The sequence below is a fragment of the Vannielia litorea genome, from assembly GCF_018424695.1.
Classification (GTDB): Bacteria; Pseudomonadota; Alphaproteobacteria; order Rhodobacterales; family Rhodobacteraceae; genus Vannielia; species Vannielia litorea_A.
This window is the reverse complement of record NZ_QTNQ01000036.1, coordinates 1-12,252: the sequence shown is the minus strand read 5'-3', so window position 1 is coordinate 12,252 and position 12,252 is coordinate 1. Positions and strand designations below refer to the sequence as shown.

The following is a 12,252-nucleotide window of genomic DNA, read 5'->3' as shown; positions in this document are numbered from 1 at the left end:
GCGCGGAGGAGGGCAGGGGGATGCAATATTATCTGGATGGGTTTCGCGGGGGCGACCCCGACCTGAGCAACGCCGCCCCGAACCGTCGCAATCGCGGCTCCTTCGCGCCGCTGCCCGACAAGGTCGATGTCTTGATTGCAGGCTGCGGACCCGCCGGGCTCTGCCTTGCCGCCCAGCTCTCGCAGTTTCCGCAGATCGACACTATGATCGTGGAGCCCAAGCCCGGCCCGATCGAGAAGGGGCAGGCCGACGGGGTGAACACCCGCACCATGGAGATGTTCCAGGCCTTCGGCTTCGGCGAGAAGGTCAAGCGCGAGAGCTACTGGGTCAACCAGACGGCCTTCTGGTCGCCCGACCCGGCCAACCCCGCCCATATCCGCCGCATCGGGCGGGTGCAGGACGTGCCCGAGGGCAGCTCGGAAATGCCCCATACCCTGCTCAACCAGGCCCGGGTGCACGAGCTGTTCCTCGACGTGATGCGCAAGTCGCCGTCGCGGCTGGAGCCGGATTATTCATGGTCGGTCAAGGATGTGCAGGTGGATCGGGAGGCCAGTGACCACCCGGTGGCGGTGACGCTGGAAAACACTGGCATCAACGCAGGTGAGACTCACGTCGTGCGGGCCAATTACGTGGTGGGCTGCGATGGCGCCCGCTCCAACGTGCGCCGCGCCATTGGCGGCACGCTCCACGGCGATGCGGCGCATCAGGCCTGGGGGGTGATGGATATTCTCGCCAACACCGACTTCCCCGATGTGCGCCAGAAGTGCCTCATCACCTCGGCCACGGAGGGCAACACGCTGATCCTGCCGCGCGAGGGCGGCTATCTCTTTCGCATGTATGTGGAGCTCGACAAGCTGAACCCCGATGAGCGGGTGGCGCAGCGCAACTTCACCGCCGATCACCTGATCGCCGCCGCCAACCGGATCATGGCGCCCTATTCCATCGACGTGAAAGAGGTGGTCTGGTGGTCGATCTACGAAATCGGTCACCGGCTGACCGACCGGTTCGACGATGCGGGTGAGGACCAAGGCCCCCGCGTCTTTACCGCCGGAGATGCCTGCCACACCCACAGCCCCAAGGCGGGGCAGGGGATGAACGTGTCGATGCAGGACAGCTTCAACCTTGGCTGGAAGCTGGCCCATGTGCTGACAGGGCGGGCCGGGCCGGAGCTGCTGCGCAGCTATTCCGGCGAGCGCCGGGCCGAGGCCAAGCGGCTGATCGACACCGATCACGAATGGTCGCGCATCATGTCGGCCCCGCCGGGGGAGTCCAAGCTGGATGGCGGTGAAATGCCCCGCTTCCAGAAGGCCTTCATCGAGAACCTCATGTTCACCGGCGGCCTCGCGGTGAAATACGATCCCTCCCGCCTGACGGGCGAGGCCACGCATCAGGCCCTCGCGCCGGGCTTCGAGATTGGCCGCCGGTTTCACTCCGCGCCGGTGGTGCGGGTGGCGGATGCGATGCAGATGCACCTTGGCCATGTGGCCGAGGCCGATGGCCGCTGGCGAATCTACGCCTTTGCGGGGGACGAGCCTTCGGGCCTCTACGATCTGGCCAACTGGCTGGGCGGCGCGCCCGACTCTCCCGTGCTGCGCCACACCCGCAAGGGCGAAGATATCGACGCGGTGATCGACCTGCGCGGCGTTCTGCAATCGACCTTCGATCAGGTGTCCTATGAAGAGGTGCCCGCGATGCTGAAGCCCGAGAAAGGCCCGCTCGGCTTGCAGGACCATGAAAAGCTCTTCTGCGTGGATCACAAGGGCGCGGGCGAAATCTTCGAGATGCGCGGGGTCGACAGGGCGCAGGGCTGCATGGTGGTGGTGCGCCCCGATCAATACGTGGCCAATGTGCTGCCGCTCACCGCCCGCCAAGAGCTGTCGGACTTCTTCAGCGCCATCCTGTTGCCTGCCCGGCCAGGCTGACCGGGCTGCGTCAGCCTGGCGCGCTTTCGCCCTGCACCTGCGGCATGAAGGCGGCGCTGTTCTCGGCCAGCCAGTCGCGCACCCGCGCGGCGATGGGCGTTTCATGCACATGCGCCGGGCTGACGATGAACCAGTGCCGGATGATCGGAAAGCCAGGCACATCCAGCGCCACCAGCCGGCCCGTCTCCAGCTCATGCGCCACCGTATGGGCAGAGAGCACCGCAATCCCCAGCCCCGCCATCACCGCCTGCTTGATCGTCTCGTTCGAGCCCATCTCGTAGGTCTCGAAGATCCGGCCCTTGCCGATTTCGTCGAGGAAGCGCTCGGCCATGATCCGCGTGCCCGAGCCTTCCTCGCGCAGCACGAAGCGCTCCTCCAGCAGCTCCGCGCTGCCCACGAGGCGGCGGCGGGCCAGCGGATGGTCGGGCGCGGCCACCAGCACGTGCGGGTGCTCGGCAAAGGTGCTGGCGCCCCCCAGCGGAAGGCGCGGCGGGCGGCCCATGATGCACAGGTCCAGCTCACCCCGCGCCAGCCGGGCGATGGTATCCGTCCGGTTGCCGATCACCAGCTGCACGCTCACGTCGGGCATCGCCTCGCGCAGCAGCGCCACGATCTTGGGGGCGAAATACTTGCCCGTGCTGACCACGCCCAAGGTCAGATTGCCGCACTCTCCTGCGCTCATCGCCTGCATCGTGGCCACCGCGCGCCCGAGTGAGGCGGTCATCTCGCCATAGGCGGTGAGCAGCACTTCGCCCTCCGGCGTCAGCACGTTGCCCTTGCCGCCTTCCCGCGTCAGCAGGGTGACGCCGAGCGCAGACTCCAGCGTTTTCAATTGGTTATGAACTGCGGGGCCGGTCAGCCCGAGCGTGTCGGCGGCGGCGGTGATCGTCTTGTGCCGCTCCACGGCACGCAGGGCGCGGAGCTGTTTGAGCGTCACGAGGTCGAGCGAGGCAAAAATTTTCTTACACTCCTGTCAGAATTTTAAAATTTCCTAACGGTGCGGAACCTGAAACTCAAGTGGCCAAGCACACCGGGTGGAGGAGGCCAGGCGATGCAAGGGAAACTTCAGATCAGCGGCGCGGCCTTACCGCCAGCCCTCGCCCCCGCCATGGAGGCGCTCTGCGCGGTGGCGGCGGACCTGTCGCTCACCATTTCGCGCGGGGCCCTTGGCGGGGCGCTCGGGGCCTCGGTGGGGGCCAACACCGATGGCGACACCCAGAAGGCGCTCGACGTGATGGCCGACGAGGTCTTCATGGCCGCCCTGCGCGGCACCGGCGTGCGCTGGTATGCCTCCGAAGAGCAGGATGGCGTGGCCGAGATCGACGCGGGCGGCGCGCTGGCGCTGGCCATCGACCCGCTGGATGGCTCCTCCAACATCGACGTGAACGTTTCCATCGGCACCATCTTCGGCATCCAGCCCGCCGAAGCGGAGGCGGAGGCCAGCTTCCTGCGGCCCGGAAGCCACCTGCTGGCGGCGGGCTACTTCGTTTACGGCCCGCAAACGGCGCTGGTGGCCAGCTTCGGCGCGGGCGTCCGCATGTTCATCCTCGACCGCGAAACCAAGCGCTTCGTCGAAAGCGCGCCGCCCACCGTGCCCGGCGACGCCTCGGAATTCGCGATCAACGCCTCGAACTACCGCCACTGGTCACAGCCGGTCCGCGCCTATATCGACGATTGCCTTGCCGGGATCGACGGGCCGCGCGGCAAGAATTTCAACATGCGCTGGGTCGCCTCGCTGGTGGCCGAAACCCACCGGATCATGACCCGGGGCGGCATCTTCCTTTACCCGGCAGACAACCGCGAGGGCTACGCCCAGGGCCGCCTGCGGCTGGTCTATGAATGCGCGCCCATCGCCTTTCTCGTCGAGCAGGCCGGGGGCCGGGCGACCGATGGCCTGACCCGCCTGCTGGACCTCACGCCAGAGCACCTGCATGCCCGCGTCCCCTTTGTTTTCGGCACCCCCGACAAGGTGGATCGCGTCACCGCCTACCACGACCTGCCGCCGCAGGACGTGAACGCCCTGTTCTCGAACCGCGGCCTGTTCCGCGCCTGACCTGAAAGCCAGACATGTCCAAGAAACACCCGATCATCTCGGTGACCGGCTCTTCCGGCGCCGGCACCACCACGGTCAAGAGCACCTTTGACCAGATCTTCCGCCGCGAGGGGATCAGCACCGTCTCCATCGAGGGCGATGCCTTCCACCGCTATGACCGCGCGGCGATGAAGGCCGAGCTGGAGAGCCGCAAGGCGGCGGGCGACGAAACCTTCAGCCATTTCTCATACGAGGCCAATGAGTTGGGCAAGCTGGAGGAGGTCTTCCGGACCTATTCAGAGAGCGGCACCGGCCAGACCCGTCATTACGTGCATGACGACGACGAAAGCGCCCGTTACGGTGTGGCGCCGGGCAATTTCACCGAGTGGAAAAGCTTCGACGAGGGCTCGGACCTGCTGTTCTACGAAGGGCTGCACGGCGCGGTGGTGAACGATGAGGTCAACCTCGCCGCCCTGGCCGACCTGAAGATCGGGGTGGTGCCCGTCATCAACCTCGAATGGATCCAGAAGATCCACCGCGACAAGGCCAGCCGGGGCTACACCACCGAGGCGGTGACAGACACGATCCTGCGCCGGATGCACGCTTACGTGCACTGCATCTGCCCGCAGTTCACCGAGACCGACATCAACTTTCAGCGGGTGCCGGTGGTCGACACCTCCAACCCCTTCATCGCCCGCTGGATTCCCACCGCCGACGAGAGCCTCGTGGTGATCCGTTTCAAGAACCCGCGCGGCATCGACTTTCAGTATCTGACCTCGATGATCCAGAACAGCTGGATGAGCCGGGCCAATTCCATCGTCATTCCGGGCGGCAAGATGGACCTCGCCATGCAGCTCATCTTCACGCCCATGGTGGCCCGTCTCGTCAGTGAATCCAAGCGCAGCTGAGGGAGAGGAGCCGATGAACATCCAGACCACGCTCACCATGGAGCGCCAGATGGCCAACGCCATCCGCGCCCTGACGATGGATGCGGTGGAGGCCGCCAACTCCGGCCACCCCGGCGCGCCGATGGGCATGGCCGATGTTGCCGCCGTGCTCTTCAACCGTTTCATGCGGGTGGACCCGGGGGCGCATAAGTGGCCCGACCGGGACCGCTTTGTGATGAGCGCCGGGCATGGCTCGATGCTGGTTTACGCGATCAACCACATGCTGGGCTATGACGACATGGGGATGGAGCAGCTGCGCCGCTTCCGCCAGCTCGGCAGTCGCACGGCGGGCCACCCCGAGTATGGCCATGCCAAGGGCATCGAGGTCACCACCGGGCCGCTGGGGCAGGGGATTGCCACATCGGTCGGCATGGCCCTGGCCGAGCGGATGATGAACGCCCGTTATGGCGACGATCTGGTGGATCACTTCACCTATGTCATCGCCGGGGACGGCTGCCTGATGGAAGGCATCTCCCACGAGGCGATCGACATGGCCGGGCACATGGGCCTGGGCCGCCTGATCGTGCTTTGGGATGACAACGGCATCACCATCGACGGAGGCACCGAGGTTTCCACCTCCACCGACCAGCAGGCCCGCTTCGCCGCCGCAGGCTGGCATGTGCAGGGCGTGGATGGGCATGACACCGAAGCCGTGGCGCAGGCCATCGCCGCCGCCCGCGCCGAGGCGCGGCCCTCGCTCATCGCCTGCAAGACGGTGATCGGCTACGGCGCGCCGACCAAGCAGGGCAGCCATGATGTGCACGGCGCGCCGCTGGGCGCCGAGGAGATCGCCGCCACCCGCAAGGCGCTGGACTGGCCCCATGCCGCGTTCGACATTCCCGCCGATATCCTCTCGGCCTGGCGGGCCGTTGCTGCGCGCGGGCGCGAGGCGCGGCTGGCTTGGGAAAAGCGGCTGAACGCCAGCCCGCAGGCCGAGGCCTTCCGCGCCGCGCACGCGCCAGCGGATGCCCGCGCTCTGGGGGCCGCCATCGAGGCCTACAAGGCGAAAACCTCCGCCGAGGCCCCCAAGGTGGCCACCCGCAAGGCCAGCGAAATGGCGCTGGAGGTGGTCAACGCCACCCTGCCCAACACCGTGGGCGGCTCGGCCGACCTGACCGGCTCCAACAACACCCGCACCAGCGCGATGCGGGCGGTGATGGCGCAGGACTACTCCGGCGACTACATCCACTACGGCATCCGCGAGCACGGCATGGCCGCCGCGATGAACGGCCTCGCGCTGCATGGCGGGTTCAAGCCCTACGGCGGCACCTTCCTCGCCTTCGCCGATTACTGCCGGCCCGCCATCCGCCTCTCGGCGCTGATGGGCGTGCCCGTCACCTACGTGATGACCCACGACAGCATCGGGCTGGGCGAAGACGGCCCCACCCATCAGCCGGTGGAAACCATCGCCAGCCTGCGCGCCATCCCCGGCCTCACCGTGATCCGCCCCGCAGATGCGGTGGAAACCGCCGAGGCCTGGGAAATCGCCATGACCTCCGCGCAGCCATGCGTCCTCTGCCTCTCCCGCCAGGGCCTGCCGTGCCTGCGCACAACCCACGCCGAGCCCAACCGCACCGCGCAGGGGGCCTACCTGCTGCGCGATCCCGCGCGGCGCGACGTGACGCTGATCGGCACCGGCTCCGAGCTGCAACTGGCCGTGCAGGCCGCCGAAACGCTGGCCGCAGAGGGCATCGAGGCGGCGGTGGTCTCCGCCCCGAGCTTCGAGCTTTTTGCCGCCCAGCCAGAGGCCTACCAGGCCGAGATTCGCGGCATCGCGCCGCGCGTCGGTGTCGAGGCCGCCATCCGGCAGGGCTGGGGCGCTTTCCTCGACCGCGAGGATGCCTTCATCGGCATGTCCACCTTCGGCGCCTCCGCCCCCGCGACGGACCTTTACGAACACTTCGGAATAACCGCCGCCGCCGTTGTGCGGGCGGCCAGGAAACTCACCAACAAGGAAGACACCTGAATGACCGTGAAAGTGGCAATCAACGGCTTCGGCCGCATCGGGCGCAACGTGCTGCGGGCGATCGTGGAGAGCGGGCGCAGCGATATCGAGGTGGTCGCCATCAACGATCTCGGCCCGGTCGAGACCAACGCCCACCTCATCCGCTTCGACTCTGTCCATGGCCGCTTCCCCGGCGAGGTGACAACCGGCGAGGACTGGATCGACGTGGGCCGCGGCCCGATCAAGGTCACCGCGCTGCGTGACCCGAAGGCGCTGCCCTGGGCCGGCGTCGACGTGGCGCTGGAGTGCACCGGCATCTTCACCGCCCGCGAGAAGGCCGCGATGCACCTGCAAAACGGCTCCGCCCGCGTGCTCGTCTCCGCCCCCGCCGGGAATGCCGACAAAACCATTGTCTACGGCGTCAACCACGGCACCCTGACGGCGGATGACGTGGTGGTGTCCAACGCCAGTTGCACCACCAACTGCCTCTCCCCGGTCGCCAAGGTGCTGAACGACACGGTCGGCATCGCCAAAGGGTTCATGACCACGATCCACAGCTACACCGGCGACCAGCCGACGCTGGATACCATGCACGGCGACCTCTACCGCGCACGTGCCGCCGCGATGAGCATGATTCCCACGTCCACGGGCGCCGCCAAGGCCGTGGGCCTCGTGCTGCCCGAGCTGAACAACAAGCTCGACGGTGTGGCGATCCGCGTGCCCACCCCCAACGTCTCGGTGGTGGACCTGGTGTTCGAGGCCAGCCGCGACACGAGCGCCGAAGAGATCAACGAGGCCATCCGCACCGCCGCCAACGGCCCGCTGAAAGGCGTGCTGGGCTACACCGACCTGCCCAATGTCTCGGCCGACTTCAACCACGACCCCCATTCCAGCCTGTTCCACACCGACCAGACCAAGGTGATGGAGGGCCGGATGTGCCGCATCCTCAGCTGGTATGACAACGAATGGGGCTTCTCCAACCGCATGGCCGATACGGCGGTGGCGATGGGAGGGCTGATCTGATGCAGGGGCTGCCTTCCATCATGGACGCCGATGTGCGCGGCAAGCGGGTGCTGGTGCGGGCCGACCTGAACGTGCCGGTCGAGGGCTTCCGCGTCACCGACCGCACCCGCATCACCCGCTTTGCCGCGGGGATGCGCCCGTTGCTCGCCCGTGGCGCGCGCCTCGTCATAATCACCCACTTCGGGCGGCCCCGGCCCAACGAGCTTGATCCGCAGTTCTCCGTCGACAAGCTGCGCCCCGCGCTGGCCGAGGCGCTGGGCGTTCCGGTGCGCTTCTCCGATGTCTGCGCCGGCCCCTCTGCGGCGATCCTCACCGAGCAGCTTGCCGAGGGCGAAGTGCTGCTCTGCGAGAACCTGCGCTACCAGTCGGGTGAAACCGCGAATGATCCCGCCTTTGCCGCGCAGCTCGCCCAGCTTGGCGACCTCTACGTGAACGATGCCTTCTCCTGCGCCCACCGCGCCCATGCCTCGACCGAAGCGATCACCCGCTGCCTGCCCGCCTACGCGGGGCCGCTGCTGCTGGAAGAGATCGCGGCGCTCGGCGCGGCGCTGGAAAGCCCGGCGCGGCCCTCGGTGGCCATCGTCGGCGGGGCCAAGGTTTCTACCAAGATCGTGGTGCTGAAGCACCTCGCCGCGCGGGTCGATCACCTCGTGGTCGGCGGCGGCATGGCCAACACCTTCCTCTTCGCGGAGGGCGCGCCGATGGGCCGTTCGCTGCACGAGGCCGATCAGGTGGAGATGGTGGAGGCGATCCGCGAGGCCGCGCGCGCCTCGGGCTGCACCCTTCACTTGCCGACAGATGTGGTGACGGCCCGCGAGTTTCGCGCCATGGCCGAAACCCGGATCGTGCCGGCCACCGCCTGCCCGGCCAACGCGATGATCCTCGATGCCGGGCCGGAGACGCTCGCCCACCTCAAGGCGCTGCTCGGCAATTGCCGCACCATCCTGTGGAACGGCCCGCTCGGCGCCTTCGAGATCCCGCCCTTCGACCGCGCCACCACGGGCCTTGCCCGCGAGGCCGCCGCGCTGACCCGCGAAGGCCGCGCCGTCACCGTTGCGGGCGGGGGCGACACCGTGGCCGCGCTGAGCGCCGCCGGGGTGGCCGAGGTCTTCACCTACGTCTCCACCGCCGGAGGCGCCTTTCTCGAATGGCTCGAAGGCAAGACCCTGCCGGGAATTGCCGCCCTTGCCCAAACCCAAACTGCTGCCTGACCGGAGGAAGCCATGGCGCTCATCACACTCAGACAATTGCTCGATCACGCCGCCAGCGAGGGCTACGGCGTGCCCGCCTTCAACATCAACAACATGGAGCAGGGCCTCGCCATCATGGCCGCCGCCCGCGCCTGCGATGCGCCGGTGATCCTTCAGGCCAGCCGGGGCGCGCGCTCTTACGCGGGCGACATCATGCTGCGCCACATGGTGGAGGCGCTCTCCGAGATGAACCCCGATATCCCCATGGTGCTGCACCAGGACCATGGCAACAACGACGCTACCTGCCTTTCGGCCATCCGCCACGGATTTACCTCGGTGATGATGGACGGCTCGCTTGAGGAGGATATGAAAACCCCGGCGAGCTACGACTACAACGTCGAGATCACCGCCCGCGTCACCCGCGCCGCCCATGCGGTTGGGGCGAGCGTGGAGGGCGAGCTGGGCGTGCTCGGCAGCCTTGAAACCGGCGAGGCGGGCGAGGAAGACGGCTCGGGCGCGGTGGGCAAACTCTCGCACGACCAGCTCCTGACAGACCCCGACCAGGCGGTGGACTTCGTGCTGAAAACCAGGTGCGACGCGCTGGCCATCGCCTGCGGCACCTCCCACGGGGCCTACAAGTTTTCGCGCAAGCCCGATGGCGAGATTCTGTCGATGGAGACGATCCGCCGGATCAACGAGAAGCTGCCCAACACCCATCTGGTGATGCACGGCTCTTCCTCCGTGCCGCAGGCGCTGCAAGACCTCATCAACGCCAACGGCGGCGACATGCCGCAAACCTACGGCGTGCCCGTCGAAGAGATCGAGCGCGGCATCGCCATGGGCGTGCGCAAGGTCAACATCGACACCGATTGCCGGATGGCCATGACCGGCCAGCTTCGCAAGGTCGCGCAGGAGAAGCGCGCCGAGTTCGACCCCCGCAAGTTCATGATCCCGGCGATGGAGGAGCTGGAAGCCCTCTGTCGCGACCGCTTCGAGCGCTTCGGCGCGGCGGGGCAGGCGGGCCGCATCAAGCCCGTCTCGATGGACGAGATGGCCCGCCGCTACGCCAGCGGCGCGCTCGATCCGCAAATCGCCGCCAACAAGGCCGCCTGACACCCAGACCCCCCCGAGGAGGACACCCCATGAAGGACGATGCAAAGACCGTCACCGACGCCAAGAAGCGCTACAGCGCGGGTGTGATGAAATATGCCCAGATGGGCTATTGGGAGCCCGATTACGAGCCGAAGGACACGGACGTGATCGCGCTCTTCCGCATCACGCCCCAAGACGGCGTGGACGAGGTGGAGGCGGCCGCGGCCGTGGCGGGCGAAAGCTCCACCGCGACATGGACGGTCGTCTGGACCGATCGGCTCACCGCCTGCGACAAATACCGCGCCAAGGCCTACCGGGTGGACCCGGTGCCGAACGCGCCCGGCGAGTTCTTCGCCTATATAGCCTACGATCTCGACCTCTTCGAGCCGGGGAGCATCGCCAACCTGACCGCCTCGATCATCGGCAACGTCTTCGGCTTCAAACCGCTGAAGGCGCTGCGGCTGGAAGACATGCGCCTGCCTGTGGCTTACGTCAAAACCTTCCAGGGCCCGGCCACCGGCATCGTGGTGGAGCGCGAGCGGCTCAACTGCTACGGGCGGCCCCTGCTGGGCGCCACGGTGAAGCCCAAGCTGGGCCTCTCGGGGCGCAACTATGGCCGGGTGGTCTATGAGGCGCTGAAGGGCGGGCTCGACTTCACCAAGGACGACGAGAACATCAACTCCCAGCCCTTCATGCATTGGCGCGACCGGTTTCTCTACTGCATGGAGGCGGTCAACCGGGCCTCTGCGGCGACGGGCGAGGTGAAGGGCACCTATCTCAACGTCACCGCCGCGACGATGGAAGAGATGTATGCCCGCGCCGAGTTCGCCAAGTCGCTCGGCTCGACCATCGTGATGATCGACCTGGTGATCGGCTACACCGCGATCCAGTCGATGGCCAAATGGGCGCGCGACAATGACATGATCCTGCACCTGCACCGCGCCGGACATTCCACCTACACCCGTCAGCGCAGCCATGGCGTGAGCTTCCGTGTCATCGCCAAATGGATGCGGCTCGCCGGGGTGGATCACCTGCACGCGGGCACCGTGGTGGGCAAGCTGGAGGGCGACCCGGCCACCACCAAGGGCTACTACGACATCTTCCGCGAGGAATATAACCCGATGGCCCTGGAAAACGGCATCTTCTTCGATCAGGACTGGGCCTCGCTGAACAAGATGATGCCCGTCGCCTCGGGCGGCATCCACGCCGGGCAGATGCACCAGCTTCTGACCTATCTCGGCGAGGATGTGGTGCTGCAATTCGGCGGCGGCACCATCGGCCACCCCCATGGCATCGAGGCCGGGGCCACCGCCAACCGGGTGGCGCTGGAGGCGATGGTCTTTGCCCGCAACGCAGGCCGCGACATCTGGAACGAGGGCGAGGACATCCTGCGCGACGCGGCGAAAACCTGCACCCCGCTCAAGCAGGCGCTCGACACCTGGAAGGACGTGACCTTCGACTACGCCTCCACCGACGCCCCCGATTTCGCGCCCACGCCCGAAGTCTCGATGTAACCCAAGCCGGGGTGCGCCATGAATGCGCACCCTACGCCAACCCCCCGTAGGGTGCGCATTCATGGCGCACCTGTGACAAGGAGACACCTCATGCGCATCCGCCAAGGACAGTTCAGCTTCCTCCCCGACCTCACCGACGACGACATCCACGCCCAGGCCCAATACGCCATCGACAAGGGCTGGGCGGTGTCTGTCGAATGGACGGATGATCCCCACCCTCGCAACACCTATTGGGAGATGTGGGGCCACCCGATGTTTGACAACAAGGACGCCGCCGCCGTGGTGTTCGAGGTCAACGAATGCCGAAAGGAGCACGGCGGCAAGTATATCCGCGTCATCGCTTTCGACGCCTCCCACGGCTGGGAGAGCATCCGCATGGCCTTCATCGTCAACCGCCCCGCCGAAGAGCCCGGCTTCCGCGTCGTGCGGCAGGAGGGCGAGGGCCGCAGCGTGCGCTACACCATCGAAAGCTACGCCGCGCAGCGGCCCGAGGGCCAGCGCTACGCCTGAGGGGCATCCTCGCCCCCTCCGCCCGGGCCGGTCTTTCTCCCCCGGCCCGGGCGGAGGGGGCGAGGATGCCCCTCAGG

At 67.2% G+C, this 12,252-nt stretch carries 10 protein-coding genes; 9 read left to right on the top strand and 1 reads right to left on the bottom strand.

Features of this window, described 5'->3' with window-relative positions; all coding sequences use genetic code 11:
• The first annotated feature begins 20 nt into the window (after positions 1-20).
• The gene (locus DYI42_RS13270; protein ID WP_213546474.1) at positions 21-1,922 is read left to right on the top strand and encodes an FAD-dependent monooxygenase; all 1,902 of its coding nucleotides are present in this window, start codon (positions 21-23) and stop codon (positions 1,920-1,922) included.
• 10 nt (positions 1,923-1,932) lie between these two features.
• Here DYI42_RS13270 and DYI42_RS13265 read toward each other — a convergent pair whose 3' ends face one another.
• Positions 1,933-2,859, bottom strand: a complete 927-nt coding sequence (locus DYI42_RS13265; RefSeq protein ID WP_213546473.1) for a LysR family transcriptional regulator — start codon at positions 2,857-2,859, stop codon at positions 1,933-1,935.
• 114 nt (positions 2,860-2,973) lie between these two features.
• Here DYI42_RS13265 and DYI42_RS13260 point away from each other — a divergent pair, with 114 nt between their 5' ends.
• The 8 genes from DYI42_RS13260 to DYI42_RS13225 all read left to right on the top strand — a co-directional run bounded on the left by DYI42_RS13260 (position 2,974) and on the right by DYI42_RS13225 (position 12,175).
• Positions 2,974-3,975 carry a class 1 fructose-bisphosphatase gene (locus tag DYI42_RS13260; protein WP_213546472.1) on the top strand — a complete coding sequence of 334 codons (1,002 nt, stop codon included), beginning with the start codon at positions 2,974-2,976 and terminating at the stop codon, positions 3,973-3,975.
• Between the two features lie 14 nt (positions 3,976-3,989).
• Entirely contained in the window at positions 3,990-4,862 is an 873-nt protein-coding gene (locus DYI42_RS13255; RefSeq protein ID WP_213546471.1) for a phosphoribulokinase, read from the top strand.
• A 13-nt stretch (positions 4,863-4,875) separates the two neighbouring features.
• On the top strand, positions 4,876-6,867 hold the full coding sequence (gene tkt / locus DYI42_RS13250) for a transketolase (RefSeq protein WP_213546470.1): 1,992 nt from the start codon (positions 4,876-4,878) through the stop codon (positions 6,865-6,867).
• A complete protein-coding gene (gap, locus tag DYI42_RS13245; protein ID WP_213546469.1) occupies positions 6,868-7,869 on the top strand; it encodes a type I glyceraldehyde-3-phosphate dehydrogenase in 1,002 nt (333 codons plus the stop codon).
• Positions 7,869-9,080, top strand: a complete 1,212-nt coding sequence (locus DYI42_RS13240) for a phosphoglycerate kinase (RefSeq protein ID WP_213546468.1) — start codon at positions 7,869-7,871, stop codon at positions 9,078-9,080. Before gap ends, DYI42_RS13240 begins: the two co-directional genes overlap by 1 nt.
• Before the next feature lie 12 nt (positions 9,081-9,092).
• Positions 9,093-10,172: a class II fructose-bisphosphate aldolase gene (gene fba / locus DYI42_RS13235; RefSeq protein WP_213546467.1), complete on the top strand. Its 1,080-nt coding sequence runs from the start codon at positions 9,093-9,095 to the stop codon at positions 10,170-10,172.
• Between the two features lie 29 nt (positions 10,173-10,201).
• A complete protein-coding gene (locus DYI42_RS13230; RefSeq protein WP_213546466.1) occupies positions 10,202-11,665 on the top strand; it encodes a form I ribulose bisphosphate carboxylase large subunit in 1,464 nt (487 codons plus the stop codon).
• A gap of 90 nt (positions 11,666-11,755) precedes the next feature.
• A complete protein-coding gene (locus tag DYI42_RS13225) occupies positions 11,756-12,175 on the top strand; it encodes a ribulose bisphosphate carboxylase small subunit (RefSeq protein ID WP_213546465.1) in 420 nt (139 codons plus the stop codon).
• The last annotated feature ends 77 nt before the right edge of the window (positions 12,176-12,252 follow it).